Annotated in this window: 17 protein-coding genes; 5 read left to right on the forward strand and 12 right to left on the reverse strand. The window is 37.3% G+C overall.

Features of this window, described 5'->3' with window-relative positions; genetic code table 11:
- Positions 1 to 267: hypothetical protein (locus tag AACY93_RS12930; RefSeq protein WP_339612134.1), on the forward strand; the 267-nt coding region annotated here is incomplete at its 5' end.
- Positions 268 to 328: 61 nt separating this feature from the next.
- On the forward strand, positions 329 to 853 hold the full coding sequence (locus AACY93_RS12935) for a hypothetical protein (protein ID WP_040492306.1): 525 nt from the start codon (positions 329 to 331) through the stop codon (positions 851 to 853).
- Positions 854 to 942: 89 nt separating this feature from the next.
- Here the strand turns inward: AACY93_RS12935 and AACY93_RS12940 are convergent, their stop codons facing one another.
- The 3 genes from AACY93_RS12940 to AACY93_RS12950 form a co-directional block, all read right to left on the reverse strand.
- The gene (locus AACY93_RS12940) at positions 943 to 1,659 is read right to left on the reverse strand and encodes a hypothetical protein (RefSeq protein ID WP_286853494.1); all 717 of its coding nucleotides are present in this window, start codon (positions 1,657 to 1,659) and stop codon (positions 943 to 945) included.
- Positions 1,660 to 1,804: 145 nt separating this feature from the next.
- A complete protein-coding gene (ggt, locus tag AACY93_RS12945) occupies positions 1,805 to 3,532 on the reverse strand; it encodes a gamma-glutamyltransferase (protein WP_286853495.1) in 1,728 nt (575 codons plus the stop codon).
- A complete protein-coding gene (locus tag AACY93_RS12950; protein ID WP_286853496.1) occupies positions 3,529 to 4,137 on the reverse strand; it encodes an acyl carrier protein phosphodiesterase in 609 nt (202 codons plus the stop codon). Before AACY93_RS12950 ends, ggt begins: the two co-directional genes overlap by 4 nt.
- Positions 4,138 to 4,224: 87 nt before the next feature.
- Here AACY93_RS12950 and glmM point away from each other — a divergent pair, with 87 nt between their 5' ends.
- The gene (gene glmM, locus AACY93_RS12955; protein ID WP_286853497.1) at positions 4,225 to 5,607 is read left to right on the forward strand and encodes a phosphoglucosamine mutase; all 1,383 of its coding nucleotides are present in this window, start codon (positions 4,225 to 4,227) and stop codon (positions 5,605 to 5,607) included.
- A 46-nt stretch (positions 5,608 to 5,653) separates the two neighbouring features.
- Here the strand turns inward: glmM and AACY93_RS12960 are convergent, their stop codons facing one another.
- Entirely contained in the window at positions 5,654 to 6,544 is an 891-nt protein-coding gene (locus tag AACY93_RS12960) for a lysophospholipid acyltransferase family protein (protein WP_007650794.1), read from the reverse strand.
- 62 nt (positions 6,545 to 6,606) lie between these two features.
- On the opposite strand from AACY93_RS12960, the gene AACY93_RS12965 reads away from it, so the two are divergent.
- Positions 6,607 to 7,257 (forward strand): rhomboid family intramembrane serine protease, encoded by a 651-nt coding sequence (locus AACY93_RS12965; protein ID WP_286853498.1) that lies wholly within the window; start codon positions 6,607 to 6,609, stop codon positions 7,255 to 7,257.
- Between the two features lie 55 nt (positions 7,258 to 7,312).
- Here AACY93_RS12965 and AACY93_RS12970 read toward each other — a convergent pair whose 3' ends face one another.
- Entirely contained in the window at positions 7,313 to 8,440 is a 1,128-nt protein-coding gene (locus tag AACY93_RS12970; RefSeq protein WP_286853499.1) for a TlpA disulfide reductase family protein, read from the reverse strand.
- 118 nt (positions 8,441 to 8,558) lie between these two features.
- On the opposite strand from AACY93_RS12970, the gene mnmE reads away from it, so the two are divergent.
- Positions 8,559 to 9,947 (forward strand): tRNA uridine-5-carboxymethylaminomethyl(34) synthesis GTPase MnmE, encoded by a 1,389-nt coding sequence (mnmE, locus tag AACY93_RS12975; RefSeq protein ID WP_007650791.1) that lies wholly within the window; start codon positions 8,559 to 8,561, stop codon positions 9,945 to 9,947.
- Positions 9,948 to 10,130: 183 nt separating this feature from the next.
- Here the strand turns inward: mnmE and AACY93_RS12980 are convergent, their stop codons facing one another.
- The 7 genes from AACY93_RS12980 to AACY93_RS13010 form a co-directional block, all read right to left on the reverse strand.
- Positions 10,131 to 10,697: a TetR/AcrR family transcriptional regulator gene (locus tag AACY93_RS12980; RefSeq protein WP_286853502.1), complete on the reverse strand. Its 567-nt coding sequence runs from the start codon at positions 10,695 to 10,697 to the stop codon at positions 10,131 to 10,133.
- Between the two features lie 20 nt (positions 10,698 to 10,717).
- A complete protein-coding gene (locus AACY93_RS12985; RefSeq protein WP_286853503.1) occupies positions 10,718 to 11,140 on the reverse strand; it encodes a DoxX family protein in 423 nt (140 codons plus the stop codon).
- A 13-nt stretch (positions 11,141 to 11,153) separates the two neighbouring features.
- The gene (gene ygiD / locus AACY93_RS12990) at positions 11,154 to 12,035 is read right to left on the reverse strand and encodes a 4,5-DOPA dioxygenase extradiol (protein WP_286853504.1); all 882 of its coding nucleotides are present in this window, start codon (positions 12,033 to 12,035) and stop codon (positions 11,154 to 11,156) included.
- 13 nt (positions 12,036 to 12,048) lie between these two features.
- Positions 12,049 to 12,579, reverse strand: coding sequence for a YceI family protein (locus AACY93_RS12995; RefSeq protein WP_286853506.1), 531 nt, complete (start codon positions 12,577 to 12,579; stop codon positions 12,049 to 12,051).
- A gap of 127 nt (positions 12,580 to 12,706) precedes the next feature.
- Positions 12,707 to 13,570, reverse strand: a complete 864-nt coding sequence (locus tag AACY93_RS13000) for an SDR family oxidoreductase (RefSeq protein WP_286853507.1) — start codon at positions 13,568 to 13,570, stop codon at positions 12,707 to 12,709.
- Between the two features lie 490 nt (positions 13,571 to 14,060).
- The gene (locus tag AACY93_RS13005; protein WP_286853508.1) at positions 14,061 to 14,831 is read right to left on the reverse strand and encodes an SDR family oxidoreductase; all 771 of its coding nucleotides are present in this window, start codon (positions 14,829 to 14,831) and stop codon (positions 14,061 to 14,063) included.
- Between the two features lie 158 nt (positions 14,832 to 14,989).
- Complete coding sequence (locus AACY93_RS13010; protein ID WP_286853509.1) at positions 14,990 to 15,859, reverse strand: ionic transporter y4hA; 870 nt, start codon at positions 15,857 to 15,859, stop codon at positions 14,990 to 14,992.
- Positions 15,860 to 15,984: the final 125 nt, after the last annotated feature.

The raw sequence follows: 15,984 nt of genomic DNA on the forward strand, positions 1-15,984 counted from the left end.
ATTGCGTGGTACACTCCAGTGATTGCGTGGTACACTTCAGTGATTGCGTGGTACACTCCAGTGATTGCGTGGTACACTTCAGTGATTGCGTGGTACAGTCAAGTAATAGACCATGTTCCTAAAGTTATGGGCCAAAACATTTCAGTCATCAAACATCACATAACCAGCCTCAGCTTTTGCCACAGACACTTTTTATACAATAAAAAAATTAATATACTTGTGCAACCCTTTCAAGCAACCCAACCCAAAGCGCAGGCTGGGGTTTAACTAAAAGGTAAAATCAATAACAAACAGTTCCATGCACATGGAACCAAAAAAAAACAAAACCATGAAAATATTAGGAATAAGCTCCAGGATAAACCACCCTCAATATGGAAAAGGCGTAGTAACCAACGTCACCTCAAAGCACTATTGGGTCACATTTATCGAATCCGGTTTAGAAACCATAGACATCAACTCCCAATTTGAAATCATAGAAGCAGCCGAAGACGATGTAGATACCGTAAGTTTTGCCGAAGTGGAAAGCAGTTTGGTGCAAATCCTAAAAAGATGGAGCGATGTTACAGAAGTAGTACATATAGCAGACAAATGGAAAGGGGGCAAACTAATCTTGGAACCAGGCGATACCAATCTAAAAGCCAGCGAAGTGCCCATTGATACCTTCTTTCATAAAATAACCATGGTTAGGGACAGGCTACGTGTCATGGAACAGAAAATAAACTCCAGCAGCCTAAGTGAACAGGAAAAAATAGACTTACAGCAATACATCACCAGAAGCTACGGAAGCCTAACCACCTTTAATGTCTTGTTTAAGTTGAAAGAACAGCAGTTTGTTGGGCAAAGAAGTTCCTAACACAGCAGTGGTTCAATGGTCGGGTTGTAAAGTAAAAACACAAAGCACAAAACCCCAGCCTTACATTAACAAAACCACAGGAAGGGCCATTAGTTTCTACCAATAATGTTGTCTATTTCCATGCCAAAAAGCAACATTTTATGAAAAGTGGGGAGCTGCGCCCCACTTTCGGTCGTGGTCCAATTGGACCAAGAAGCCTCAAGTCCCCCAATGGGCAAAATGTCAACCCACATCCTAAAACCCTTGGGTTTACCGTTGGGCTTCAATTGCCACAAATACGAATCCCCTGGTGTAGAACCCCCAGAGGTATAAGTTACCAACAAAGCCTCTTCGCCCTGCTTGGTGGTCACCAAGCTTCTTATGGTGCCAGGGTCAAAAACCTTGTATGGCGCTACCAACCAAAAAGAATCGTTGTTAAAATAGTTCAGTGCAGTCTCTATCAATTCGGTTTCTTGGTCGTCCTGCACCCTAAAACCATGAACATAGGTTTTACTATTGGAAATAGTGTTTAAATCCAGTTCCACTTTATACTCTTTCCAATAAACCACACAGGTATTTTTGTCCTTCTGCCATTCAAAATGATGTCTCTTTTTAAAGGTCCATTCCAGGTAATTGGTGTTTTTGTAAGCTTCGTGGTTCAAGCTCTCCAACATTTTATAAGCCAAGGCATCGGCCTGCTCCCCTTGGATACCAACAGGAAGGTCTTCGTGGTATTTAAAATATACAAAACCAAAAAAAAGCAAGCTGGGTAAGGTTAAAAAGATAACTACGCCTAAAATTATCTTAATGAGTTTTTTTGTCTTCACATGAATGGGATTGTTTGTAGTTACTCTTTTTCCTAAAAAATTAAAGAAAAACCAATTTACAAAATAAAACACAGATTCCTTAACAGTTTTCAATATTCCATAAAAGCCATGGCTTTACACAAGGTTACAGCTGCCTAAAAACCCTTTAAAAACCTACGGCAGTATCATCGCCACGTATATCAGCACCACCTTCCAGGGTGCCATCTTCAAGCATCAAAACCCCATCTACAATCCCAATAATGGGAGAATGGGTCTCGTTAATGCTATAACCCTTAGCCTCTAACTGCTCGATCAAACCATCCTCAAAGGAGTTTGGTTCCATCCTAATATAATCTGGCAACCATTGGTGGTGAAAACGCGGGGCATTTACAGCCTCCTGCATGCCCATATCAAACGTCACCACATTTAAAATGGTTTGCAACACCGAGGTAATAATGGTAGAGCCACCAGGAGTCCCAACGGTCATAAGCAGTTTTCCGTTTTTTTCAACAATGGTAGGTGTCATCGCGCTTAACATGCGTTTTTCAGGAGCAATGCTATTGGCTTCGGCCCCAATCAAACCATACACATTCGGGACACCCGGTTTACTGCTAAAGTCGTCCATTTCATTGTTTAAAAAGAAGCCCAAATCATCTACATATAATTTAGAACCATAACCACTGTTCAGCGTGGTTGTAACAGCAATGGCATTGCCATAGCTGTCAACAATGGAGTAGTGGGTAGTTTCTGTACTTTCCGTTGCCCTTAAACTTTGTTTAATGGCCATGTCATAACCTTCAAAAACCCCGTGAGAGATAGAAGTTGAAGGAGTAGCTTTCTCAAATGAAAAATCGCTCATGCGCTTTTTAAGATAGCTATCGTTTAACAACGAATCTGTTGGGATGTTTACAAAATCCGGATCGCCTAAAAAGTAGCTTCTGTCTGCATAGGTTCTTCGTTCAGCTTCTGTAATCACCTGAATGGCTTTTAAGGAGTTGTGACCGTAGTCCTTTAAAGGAAAATGTTCAATTTGCTTCATGATCTGCGCCAAACAAATACCACCACTGGATGGAGGCGACATGGAAATAATATGAAGGTCTTTATACCTAAACCGAATGGGCTCTCTCCATTTGGCCTGGTATTTGGAAAGATCTTCCATGGTAATGATGCTTCCCTTTTCAGCTAAATAAGCAACCAATTGCTTGGCTGTTTCCCCAGTGTAAAATTCATCTTTACCATGTAAAACCAATCGTTCCAATGTTTTGGCAAGAGGCATGTTCTTTAAGGTGTCGCCAGCTTTTAAATGTTTGGAAAACAATATTTCCTTACCATTTACGGCCTTAAAAATGCTATCGTAGCGCTCAAACCTGGACTGCTGCTTTTCCGTGATTACAAACCCTTTGTTGGCCAAATCAATTACAGGTTGCAAAACCTCCCTTACAGATAGCAATCCAAACCTTTTATGCGCCTCAAAGATACCGGCAACCGTACCAGGCACACCCACAGATAATTCCCCAATTAGGCTTTTGTTCTCAATAAGGGTTCCATTGGCATCCAGATACATGTTTTTGGTAGCAGCCAAAGGGGCTTTCTCCCTAAAATCCAAGGCACCAGTTTCGCCAGTATGCAATCTGTAAACCATAAAACCACCACCACCTAAGTTTCCAGCGTAAGGGTAACAAACGGCCAATGCCATTTCTGTGGCCATCATGGCATCAAATACATTGCCGCCCTTTTTAAGGATGTCGCTACCAATTTTGGAAGCCTCCTCCCTGGCAGATACCACCATGGCATTTTTAGCTATAAGGCCTCGTGTTACCGGTTTTGTTTCAAGGGGCTTCTTGCATGAAATGAAACAGCTTAAAGCACAAAGTATAAGAAAATGCTTTTTCATGTGTGGCTATATATTTTATGTGTTATCTCTTCTCTTTTTAAATTGGCAAACGCTATCAGTTCAGTAAAGAACTGCGTGAATTCGTCTTCAAACTCATTGTAATATTTTTTTAACTCCACAGTGGCATGGTTCATACCAGACACATATTTGGTACGTCTGTTCATACCATCCAACACACGTTGTATGCCTTCAATATGCGCATAATTGTACAACCAGTTATCGGCTATCATAAACGGTAACATTTTTTTAATCCTAGGAGGTAAAATGTCAAAATGGGCTTGTAACGTCTCATAAAAATGATTCACATACACATCCAAGGGAATGTTAGAATAAACCATCCAGTTTTTTGCCAAAAAATGGTCGTAAAGAATATCCACTATCACACCACTAAAGTGGCCATAATTCTCATGAAGTCGTTTGGTGCTTTGTCTCACTATAGGATGTGCATCCGTAAACGTGTCTATTTCCCGATGCAAAAGAATCCCAATTTGGATGTCTTTGGGGTAGGTTTTATATTTTTTCCCTCTAATGCCATCTGCTATAAAATTGCCTATGGTAATTAGGTCGTTGGTTCCAGATAAATAAATGTGAGCTAAAAAATTCATTTTGTGAATTTACAAATTACTCGCGAGGTTTTACGATTTGATTTACAATTTGTAGTTGTATATTTGTTGAAAACAAACAAACTATTTATGACATTAATTAAATCTATATCAGGAATTCGAGGAACCATTGGAGGCGAAGTAGGAGATAATTTAACACCCATTGATGCTGTTATTTTTGCTTCGGCATATGGTATGTGGATAAAACAACAACGCAACAAGGAACATTACAGGGTTGTGGTTGGACGCGATGCTAGGATTTCTGGCGAAATGATACAGAATTTGGTCATGAATACACTTGTGGGATTGGGCATCCATGTCATAGACTTAGGCTTGTCTACCACACCAACGGTTGAAATAGCCGTACCTATGGAACATGCCGATGGAGGCATCATTCTTACGGCAAGCCACAACCCCAAACAATGGAACGCTTTAAAACTCTTAAATGCCAAAGGGGAATTTTTAAGTGGTGCTGAAGGTGCCAAAATATTGGAGATTGCAGAAAGCAACAGCATGACCTTTTCTGATGTGGATAACTTAGGAAAAATTACAAAAAACCAAGCCTATATAGATTTGCACATAGACGCTGTTTTAAATCTGGAACTGGTTAACCAGAAAGCCATAGAAGAAGCTGGTTTTAAAGTGGTTGTAGATGGCGTAAACTCAACAGGAGGTATAGCCATCCCGCTATTGTTGGAACGGTTGGGCGTACATGTAGTAAAACTCTATTGCGAACCCACTGGGCATTTTCCCCATAATCCAGAGCCTTTAAAAGAACATCTTACCGACTTGTCTCAGGCTGTGGTGAAAGAAAAAGCCGATTTGGGAATAGTGGTTGATCCAGATGTGGACCGATTGGCGTTTATAGACGAAAAAGGCGAGATGTTTGGCGAAGAATATACCTTGGTGGCTTGTGCCGATTATGTATTGAGCAAAACCCCAGGAAATACAGTTAGCAACATGAGTTCCACCAGAGCCCTAAAAGACATCACCGAAAAGCATGGTGGTTCTTACCAAGCCAGTGCTGTTGGTGAAGTGAACGTGGTAGCCCTAATGAAAGAGACACATGCCGTTATTGGTGGCGAAGGAAATGGTGGAATTATATATCCAGAATCACATTATGGAAGGGATGCGTTGGTTGGCGTGGCTTTGTTTTTGAGTTTGCTGGCTGAAAAGCGCATGAATGTAAGTGCGTTACGAGCCAGTTATCCAAGTTATTTTATGAGCAAAAAGAAAATAGAGCTGACCCCGGATTTGGATGTCGATGCCATTTTAAAACAAATGGAAACCAAATATGCCCACGAAACCTTAACAACCATTGATGGTGTTAAAATAGATTTTGCAAACAGTTGGGTACATTTAAGAAAAAGCAACACAGAACCTATTATTCGGGTTTATACTGAAGCACCAACACAACAAGAGGCAGATGCATTGGCCGATAGAATCATGGATGAGATTAGGAGTGTTTCTTAGGTTGTTTGGTTTTTTTTAAGCCATGTAAAACTTACCAACAAATAGCTTACCTAAAGTTTTCAGGTACTTTATCCCTGTGTTTCCAGCGTTTGTGGGTCCATAAATAATATTCAGGGGCTTCATAAATTTGGGCTTCAAGACGTTTTAGGAAAATATCGGTTATGTCATAATCTTTATATTCCCTGGGAGTTTTGGTAATGGTTTCGATTGTAGCTTCATAATAGCCACGTTTTAATTTTTTCACTTTTAGGAACACCACAGCCATGTCCAGTTTCTTGGCCAACAATTCAGCTCCTGTATGTACAGGGACTTTAATGTTCATGAATTCCTGCCAATGAAATGCCTTGTCATGCTTAGGGGATTGGTCTGCAGCAAAACCATTAATGGTCAATTCGCCTTTCTTTTTAGCGGCCATCAATACCGTAAAGGTTTCTTTGGTTGTAATTAAATAACTGTTGTATTTGGCCCTGATACGTTTTACCAAAGCATCAAAATATTTGTTTGCCAAACGTTTGTAAATAGCATAACCTTTATGGTTTATGTGTCTTTGAAGAATAAAAATCCATTCCCAACTGGCATAATGACCACACATTAACACAATGCTTTTGTTTTCTTTCTCCAGTTCCAGAATTTGATCTACATTTTTAATTACAAATCTTTTTTTCATTTCGGCTTCAGAAATGGTCATTGATTTAATGGATTCCACTATCATATCGCATAAATGATGATAGAAGGTCTTGGTAATGGTTTTAATTTCTTTGTTGGATTTATCCGGAAAAACCAAATGCAGGTTTTCTTTAACGGTTTTTTTTCTATAGCCTATAATGTGATAGATAAGTATGTAAATGCCATCAGAAAAAAGGTAGAGCAACCTAAATGGTAATATGGAAATAAGCCACAAAAATGGATAAATTAGAATGTAAGCAAGAAATTGCATGAATTAATTTTAGATTTGCAGAACAAATATATGTTATATTTAAAAAATAACGATTAGAATCTATGGGCAATTTAAGTGTGGTGTTAATAGTGGTTATAGCAGCGAATGTTATTATCTCTTTAAAAGGGTTTAACGATTTTTCCTTTTTTGAAAAATACAAGTTTCATGTGGGAAGCATTCTAAGGGGAGAGCAGTTTAGAATGTTCAGTTGTGGATTTTTACATGTGGACATGACCCATTTGTTTTTTAATATGTTCACACTTTACATATTTGCAGACATAGTGGTTGCCTATTTGGGGACTTTGTATTTTTTGATAGTTTACATTGGAAGTTTGTTGTTGGGAAGTTTGCTGTCATTTTATTTTCACAAAAACGAATACCATTACAGTGCAGTTGGAGCCAGTGGAGCCGTAACGGGCATCTTATATTCGGCTATTTTGCTTAGACCAGACATGAGCTTGTATTTATTTTTTATTCCAATTCCAATTCCAGCATATGTTTTTGGTATAGGATATTTGCTGTATTCCATTTATGGTATGAAAAACCAATTGGGAAATATAGGTCACGATGCCCACTTTGGAGGTGCCATAGGTGGGTATGCAATTACCTTAATTCTAGCTTCTTGGTTGTTTAAAGAGCATTTGTTGATGATAGTGTTATTGGCAATCCCTATTGTGTTGTTGTTTGTATTGAAAAAATTAGGTAAACTTTAAAACAAAAAAGCCTTTCAAACATTGAAAGGCTTTCTTGTAATAACGAAACATATTTTTAATCCAGAAGCTCGGCTATTTTAGCTTCCAAGGCATCACCTCTTAAGTTTTTTGCCACGATAACGCCTTCACTATCTAAAATGTAGGTGGCAGGAATGGCTTGAATGCTATAAAGTTTAGCGATTGGATCGTTAAAATAACTAAGATTGGACACTTGATGCCAAGTTAAGTTGTCTTTTTCAATGGCATCCATCCAAGCAGCTTTGGGATCTTTTTGGTTTGGAGTCCCATCCAAAGAAACTCCAATGATCTCAAGACCTTTATCGTGATATTTTTCATATACTTTAACCACATTTGGGTTTTCTTTTCTACAAGGACCACACCAAGCTGCCCAAAAATCAATAATGGTAACTTTACCCTTAATATCAGATAAAGTAACGAGTTTGCCATCTGGATTTGGAGCAGAGAAATCTGGCGCTACATTGCCAACTTCGGTTGAAGCCTTGGAGAGGATCTCATCAATGGTTTTTCCAAATTTACTGTCAATGGCTTCTTTTGAGAGGGTATTGAAAATGTTTTCAGCATCCGCTTTGCTTATTCCTTTTGCCATAAGAATATTTCCAAGTATGGCGGCACTTGTAACCAAATGGGTATTGTCTTTTATTAACTGAATGTGTCTGGCATTGGTTTCTTCCATGAGTTTGTTAAACTCAGATTTGATTTCTTCCATTTTCAGGGTGTCGCCATTTGTTTGTGCCGTTCTATACCTTTGTCCAAATTGGGCATTTTTCATTTTTAATGCTTCAGAGTCGTCTTGATATATTTTCAAAAGATCATTTTCTTCACTTCCCTTTACAACAGATTTTTGTAAACTATCTTTGTACAAGGTAACCTCCATTTTTTCATTCTCTACCATAATAGGCATAAATCCAGCAAGACCATCAATGGCTAAATAATACAGATCTGGAGATTCAACGGTTCCTTTCAATGTTAACGCTCCATCCACTACTGTGGTGGAATCCAATACCACTTCTTTGTTGTTATTGAAACTAATTAGTTTGGCCTTGTAATTTTTACTTGGGCCATCAATTTTACCATTTATTATAAATCCGTTGTGGGATTGTTCCTCTTTACAGGAATTAAGAGTCAATAGAATTAAAAAAAAGGGGATAAAGTTTCGTAACATAATAAGATTTGTTTAAAAATATTTTTTGCAAATATAATAGGTTTAACAAATTAAACTTGTTAAGAATAGCTTAATAAAAAGTCCTGTGTTTGTATTGGTATTTTAGTATTTTTGTAGGATGACACAAGACGATACCATTATTGCCTTGGCAACAGCTTCTGGAGCAGGTGCTATTGCTGTAATAAGGCTATCTGGAAAAGATGCCATTGCTATTAGTTCCAAATTGTTTAAATCCATCCATGGGAAAGATTTAACAACACAGCAAACCCATACAATCCATTTAGGGCATATTATGGATGGAAACCGAACCATAGATGAAGTTTTGGTGTCTTTGTTTAAAAACCCTCAATCCTATACTGGCGAAGACGTGGTGGAAATAAGCTGCCATGGTTCTGTGTATATCCAACAAGAAATTATCCAATTGTTTTTAAGGCATGGTTGCCGAATGGCAGATGCAGGTGAATTTACCTTAAGGGCTTTTTTAAATGGAAAACTGGATTTGAGCCAAGCTGAAGCTGTAGCCGATTTGATAGCCAGTGACAACGAAGCGTCACATCAAATTGCCATGCAGCAAATGCGAGGAGGTTTTTCTGGGGAGATAGCCAAACTACGAGAAGAGCTTTTAAATTTTGCGTCTTTGATTGAGTTGGAACTCGATTTTGCAGAAGAAGATGTGGAGTTTGCAGACAGGACCCAATTTAAAGACTTGGTAGAACGTATTACATTTGTTTTAAAACGATTGATTGATAGTTTTGCTGTAGGAAACGTCATCAAGAATGGGATTCCTGTTGCTATTGTGGGAGAACCCAATGTGGGAAAATCCACTTTGTTGAATGCCTTGTTAAATGAAGAAAGAGCCATTGTATCTGATGTTGCAGGAACCACAAGGGATACCATAGAAGATGAAATATCCATAGGAGGTATAGGTTTTAGGTTTATTGACACTGCCGGAATTAGGGACACCAAAGATGTGGTAGAAAGTATTGGGATTAAGAAAACCTTTGAAAAAATAGATCAAGCCCAAGTGGTCATTTATTTGTTTGATGCCACCCAATTCAAGGTTCAAGGTTCAAAATTTAAGGTTGAATTGGAAAAAATAAAAAATAAATACCCCTTAAAGCCACTTATAGTTATAGCCAATAAAATAGACCAAGTAGCAGACACGCTTATTGCTGAGATGCAGGCCGAAATCCCAGAAATCCAATTGTTATCTGCCAAAACAGGCTTTGGTGTGGAACCATTAACAAACTCCCTTTTAAAGCTTATAAACACAGGAGCTTTGAGAAATAATGAAACCATTGTAACCAATACCAGGCATTACGATGCGCTTTTAAAGGCCTTTGAAGAAATGCAAAAGGTAAAGTACGGTTTGGAGACTGGTATATCTGGAGATTTGTTGGCCATAGACATACGCGAAGCGCTTTACCAATTTGGTCTTATAACAGGCAATGTAACCAATGATGAGCTATTGGGAAATATATTTGCAAATTTTTGTATCGGGAAGTAACTCGCTTTCTTTTATTTGTTAATGTATTGATTTTATAGGTTTTTATCTTCTCTTTTTATAATTAAATCGCAAACAAAACATCCCACATAAAACGGCTGAAGGCTATATCACCAAGTTTGTTAACATAAATCTTCTTAATAGAGAAATGCAGGGTCTATATATGAAAATTACTGATTAATTAATTTATTGTCTTTTACTAATCCCATTAAGACTCACTCTAATGGTGTTATCTAATAGGTCTTGTAGGCTATATTCCATAAGTGAGGTTTTACTGCTTATTAGTTGATCAAGATTTATCAGGTGAAATTCACAAAACAGCTGTGTATGGATTGTTGGGTCTATATCACCATTCGCTTGTCCTTTTTGTAATAGGTCTTTAATTATACCAAAAACTATTTTCCTGCGTTGAAGGGCATAAAACCGATAGGTTTCTGGATAACCTCTTTTTAAATCAAAATAAAAATTAGGTGCTACTTTTATTAAATGGTTTACAGCATATTCATAAATCTTTTTTATTTTCTCTATTGATGTTCCACCTTCATCTTGAATCCTATTGATATTTGAAAAATGTAAATCAAAAAGATAGTGAATACACTTTTGAACCAATTCCTTTTTACTGCTAAAATGAAGATAAATGGTTTTCTTTGATAAGCCCATTTCTTGAGCTACGTCATCCATTGTAACGGTCTTGATTCCACGTGCTTGAAAAAGCTCAAGTGACCTAACCAATATGTTTTTTGAACGGGACATGTCTGTACATATAAAAGGATTTATTCTTCTAATTGATAGCTTTTCAAAATAGCATCAAAAGAATACTTACCGCTACCAAGAAAAAATATTACTACATAGGCCAACAAGTAAAACAGGCCTAATTCTTTCATGGCATACGGATCACTTCCATGAATTATTAGTACGGCTACCAACATAGTTATAATAAGTGGAATGGCTGCTATTCTGGTAAAAAGACCAATAAGCAGTAATATAGAACATAGTACCTCTGAAATTACGGCTAACACTAATGAAAGGGTAGGGTTCAAGCCCATAACACCTGGAAATTGGATATCACCACTAAACAGCATTTGCAGTTTTGGAATTCCATGAACAAGCATCATTATACCTACACCTAATCTTAAAAATAAGGCAGCCATACTAACGATGTTCTCGTTTAATTCAATTTGCATTAATTTTTTCATATTTCATTTTTTTCTAACCTATCTTTACTGAAGTCATAGTAAGTGACCCTCCAACAGGTTTGTCATTAAATAGGGTTAGTTCTTCATTTTTATCCTTTAAAGCCAATGTGTAAATCAAGGGCATATAATGTTCAGGAGTTGGTATGGCTAAATCAAAGGCTTTCCCTTGGGATTTAAAGTCTATTAAACTTTGGTGATCCCCATTAACGATAAAGTTTTTCATCTTTTCATTGGCCTCTATGGTCCAATCATAGGCATATACTTCGTTTAACCTTTTCCACGACACCATGCGAAGATTATGTACCATATTTCCACTTCCAACAATTAGAACGCCTTTTGTACGAAGGCTATGCAATTCTTTTGCTAATTCATAATGATATTTAGCTGACTGTGTGTAATCAATGCTCATTTGTATAACTGGTATATCGGCATTGGGATAGAGGTGTTTTATAACGCTCCACGCACCGTGGTCGAGTCCCCATTTATCATCTAATCCTACTTCTGTTTTTGTTATTATCTCTTTGGTTTGCTTTGCCAATTTAGGGCTTCCTGGTGCTGGATATTGCACTTCAAAGAGTTGCTGTGGGAAACCTCCAAAATCATGTATGGTTGGTGGATTTTGCATTGCTGTTACATAAGTACCTCTGGTTTCCCAATGAGCAGAAATACATAGTATAGCATTGGGGCGCTCTAATTCTTTTCCTAATTTCCTAAAGCTTGCTACAAACTCATTTTCCTCAATGGCATTCATTGGGCTGCCATGACCCAAGAATAGAACAGGCATTTTTCCTGTACTATTCATTGTTGAGGTCATTTTATTTAAATCTTTCAAAGTCATACTCGAACCTATTAGCGGCAACAGTGCCATTGATTTTAAAAATTGTTTTCTATTCATTTAAGTAAACAAATTACGAAACTTGCTTCACAAATTGAACTTCTGCAGTAATCTTCACTTCATTTCCAACCATTACACCTCCTGCTTCAAGGGCAGCATTCCAATTAAGACCAAAGTCTTTTCGGTTTAATTTTCCATTGATTGAAAAACCTGCTTTTTCGTTTCCGTAAGGGTCTTTCATAAATCCGCCGAACTCGGTGTCTAATGTGATTTCTTTGGTAGTTCCTTTAATGGTGAGGTCACCTACTAATTTGTATTCTTCATCATCAACTTTTTTAAGTGACTTACTCACAAATGTGATTTCAGGATATTGTTCAACCTCAAAAAAATCTGCACTTTTTAAATGTGCATCTCTGTCATCATTATTGGTGTAAATGGAACTGGTATCGATAGTTGCCGTAAAATTGGAAGTTCTAAAATCTTCGCCATCAATTGCGGCTTCAAAAGTTTTAAACTCACCTTTTACGTTAGAAATCATAAGGTGCTTTACCTTAAAAGTTATTTCACTGTGCGCTGGGTCCAATACCCATTTTGTTGTTTTCATAATATTTATGTTTTAATGTTATGGTACAAAAGTAATTCACAATTAAGGGGTTTACATTATACTATTAGGTAGATGAGTTGTAAAATATGGAAATCTATAATTTAATTGAGTCAAGTTTCAATAACAATTATAAATTATAACCAATTTCTATAAGTGCCTGCTTCACTGCCTGATGTAATTGGGTAGTAGGTCTCTTGATGAGTTTAGATAGCATCTGGTCTTGATTATACAAATCATTTTTAGATGCACTATAATCTAAACTCGCAAACGCTTTGGCCATTCCTTCAGGTAAACCAACTTGCTGTAATTTTTCAGCATATTGTTCTTCAGGGAGGTTCACAAATTCAATGTTTTTGCCAGTTTGTTTGCTCACTTCGGCAGCCAAATCTTGCATGGTGTAGGTTTGATCGCCTGCCAATTCATACGTTTTGCCTATATGGTCATCGTTTATGATGGTTTCGGCTAAAGCCTCGGCATAGTCTTCACGTGTTGCTGATGAAATTTTTCCATCTCCTGCGCTACCAATTATAGCTCCCTGTTCAATAGCCGATTTTAGACCGACAGTATAATTTTCGGTGTACCATCCATTGCGTAAAATAGTGTGCGGAATACCCGAGTCTTGCAGCATTTTTTCAGTTGCAAGGTGTTCTGGGGCTAATATCATAGATGACGTATCGGCGTGCAGCAAGCTGGTATAGGCAATTTTCTTTACATGGGCTTGTTTAGCAGCCTCAATCACATGGTAATGTTGTGCTTCTCGTTTGCCTATTTCGCTTCCTGAAATAAAAACTAAATGGTCTATTCCCTCTAATGCTTGCGGTAAGGCGTCAGGTTGGTCATAATCAAAGGTTCTTGCTTCTATTTTTAAAGATGCTGCCTGTTCTGGGTTTCTAACCAAAGCTATTAATTTAGCTCCAGTCTTTTTCTCTTTTAGTTTCTGAACTACAAGTTGCCCTAATTGGCCAGTAGCTCCTGTGATTCCTATTTTCATAACTCTTATATTTTTTTAATTATTTCTTAACTCAATGTCGATATGCTCACGTTTTATATTTGATAAGCTTTGTGTTTTATTATCACAATTGAGTCCATATCAATTGGTTTCTGCGCTTTTATTCAATTTCAACGCAATACATTGGTATAATACAGACACCCGTTTCTGGATCACAGAAAGGAGGTATTCTATAGTTTTCTTTTGTTTTCATGTTTATATTTTTAGAAATTGTTTTATTTAATATTAATAAACTATAGGATTATGTATTAAAAGTTTATTCTAAATTCGGTCACTCTTATAGTTCATTTACTTCCTAGTAAAATGGTTAGAGTAAAGGGCCACAAACCACCCAGCAACTTTTGCTATTAATCATTTTATAAGAATCGTGCTGCATGGTAATTTTAAAGAATGCAAGGATTAAACATCAATCAAACTATGAAAACCACAGTACCTTACATCCTTATATTTAGTTGTGACCCTATATTATCTATTAAGCATTCATTCCTCCGTCAATCACTTGCGTTGTGCCAGTAATAAATTTGCTTTCATCGCTTGCCAGAAATTGAACGAGTTGTGCAATTTCAATCGGGTCAGCGTATCGACCTAATGGGATTGAATTTTCAAAAGCTTTTTTCATTCCAGCGGCATCATCAGGATTGTAGCCAGCTTCCAGAGACCGCATCATTCTATTATCTACTGGGGATGGGTTGATGGTATTGACTCGAATGTTGCGAGGTGCTACTTCCAAGGCAAGATTTCTCATCATACCAACAACAGCATGTTTACTGGCAATATAGGCTGTTACATTTAAACTGCCGGCAATACCAGCTACAGAAGAAGTAAGAATAATGCTTCCACCATTATTCATGTTTGGTAAAACATATTTGTTTCCTAAAAAAACACCTTTAACATTTACGGCAAGAACCTTGTCGAATACTTCTTCTGGATAGTCTACGGTTGGTTTCACTACACCTTCAATCCCGGCATTATTGAAAAATACATCTATGGTTCCAAATGCATTTACGGCTTCTGTTACATAGCGTTTCACGTCTTCTGGTTTGGTGACGTCGGCAGCTGAATACTTAAGGTTTTTGCTACCTAATTCATCTACTACCTTTTTTAGTGAATCCTCATCGAGGTCTACCAAAAATACTTTTGCTCCCTGCTCTAAAAACAGTTTGGCTGTGGTTTTACCTATACTCCCAGCACCACCTGTAATGATGGCTACTTTGTTTTCTAATCGTCTTACTACATGTTCCATGATTTAATATTTTTATGTTAATACCATTTAATGGAACAAAGTTCGCCATTAGGATAGTGTTATAACTTACACTTTTAGGTAGTAAGGTTGTAATATTGGGAAACGAACTAGTTGAAATAAGACTAATCTTTAAGTTCTTCGTAGGATGATTAAAAAAATTACGGATAAATTATAGTGTAGATATAAGCAAATAAAATCATAACCAATACCGTTCCATAAGTTAGATTGGTTTTTCCTTTATTTAGAGAAAGCATTACCGTAAACAAAGAAAGAGCGAGCAGTACCATGGATTTTTTGTCAATACCAAGTACTAAAGGTATGTCCAGCCAAACACATAAAATGGCCACTGTTGGAATACTTAACCCTATACTGGCAATAGCAGACCCAAGAGATAGGTTAATACTGCTTTGAAATTTATTTTTTGAAGCTGCCCTAATTGCTGAAATGCCCTCGGGTAGAAGTATGATAAAAGAAATCACAACCCCAACCAATGCCTTTGGTAAATTCGCCTCACTAATAGATAGCTCTATTAGTGGTGATATTTTTTTTGATAAATAGACAACCGCTCCCAAACACGCTAATAGAAAAACTAAACTTATCAAAGCCTCTTTTTTGGATACGTATGTATTTGAATGTTCATCAGAATTAGTTAAAAAATAATGCCGCTGTCTCACGGTTTGAGCCATGATAAACGAGATATAAATAACAAGACATGCAATAGTTACAAAAATCAATTGGGGTTTGCTATACGAGGGCCCACTAATACTTGTTGTGACGTTGGGTAGAATTAAAGTAAAAACAACTATAGCGACTAATGCTACAAGAGCAATGGTTACAGATTTCGTTTGAAAGGTTTGTTCTTTATATTTACGGACTCCAACAATCATACTAATCCCTAATATTCCATTAAGAATGAGCATTACTGCAGAAAACAGTGTATCTCTTGCATAGCTAGAGGCACCTTCACCACCCACAAGCATTAAAGTGACAATAATAGAGGCTTCTAATATAGTTACGGCAAGAGCCAAACAATAGTGCCATAGGGTTCACCAACCCTATGAGCCACTATTTCCGCATGATGTACAGAGGCCATTACACATCCTATCAAGAAGAATATGGCCAGCCAATAAAAAATTCCGGCACTACCTATCAA

Origin of the sequence: uncultured Xanthomarina sp. (assembly GCF_963971605.1) — a bacterium.
In the GTDB taxonomy this organism is placed as follows: Bacteria; Bacteroidota; Bacteroidia; order Flavobacteriales; family Flavobacteriaceae; genus Xanthomarina; species Xanthomarina gelatinilytica.

Coding starts and splice junctions, on each gene's coding strand:
- AACY93_RS13000 (WP_286853507.1), bottom strand. CDS start 13,570: ATGAAAATAGGAATCACAGGAGCTACTGGCCAATTAGGGCAACTTGTA.
- glmM (WP_286853497.1), top strand. CDS start 4,225: ATGACATTAATTAAATCTATATCAGGAATTCGAGGAACCATTGGAGGC.
- ggt (WP_286853495.1), bottom strand. CDS start 3,532: ATGAAAAAGCATTTTCTTATACTTTGTGCTTTAAGCTGTTTCATTTCA.
- AACY93_RS12985 (WP_286853503.1), bottom strand. CDS start 11,140: ATGAAAAAATTAATGCAAATTGAATTAAACGAGAACATCGTTAGTATG.
- AACY93_RS12965 (WP_286853498.1), top strand. CDS start 6,607: ATGGGCAATTTAAGTGTGGTGTTAATAGTGGTTATAGCAGCGAATGTT.
- AACY93_RS13005 (WP_286853508.1), bottom strand. CDS start 14,831: ATGGAACATGTAGTAAGACGATTAGAAAACAAAGTAGCCATCATTACA.
- AACY93_RS12935 (WP_040492306.1), top strand. CDS start 329: ATGAAAATATTAGGAATAAGCTCCAGGATAAACCACCCTCAATATGGA.
- AACY93_RS12960 (WP_007650794.1), bottom strand. CDS start 6,544: ATGCAATTTCTTGCTTACATTCTAATTTATCCATTTTTGTGGCTTATT.
- AACY93_RS12950 (WP_286853496.1), bottom strand. CDS start 4,137: ATGAATTTTTTAGCTCACATTTATTTATCTGGAACCAACGACCTAATT.
- AACY93_RS12995 (WP_286853506.1), bottom strand. CDS start 12,579: ATGAAAACAACAAAATGGGTATTGGACCCAGCGCACAGTGAAATAACT.
- AACY93_RS12980 (WP_286853502.1), bottom strand. CDS start 10,697: ATGTCCCGTTCAAAAAACATATTGGTTAGGTCACTTGAGCTTTTTCAA.
- AACY93_RS12970 (WP_286853499.1), bottom strand. CDS start 8,440: ATGTTACGAAACTTTATCCCCTTTTTTTTAATTCTATTGACTCTTAAT.
- mnmE (WP_007650791.1), top strand. CDS start 8,559: ATGACACAAGACGATACCATTATTGCCTTGGCAACAGCTTCTGGAGCA.
- ygiD (WP_286853504.1), bottom strand. CDS start 12,035: ATGAATAGAAAACAATTTTTAAAATCAATGGCACTGTTGCCGCTAATA.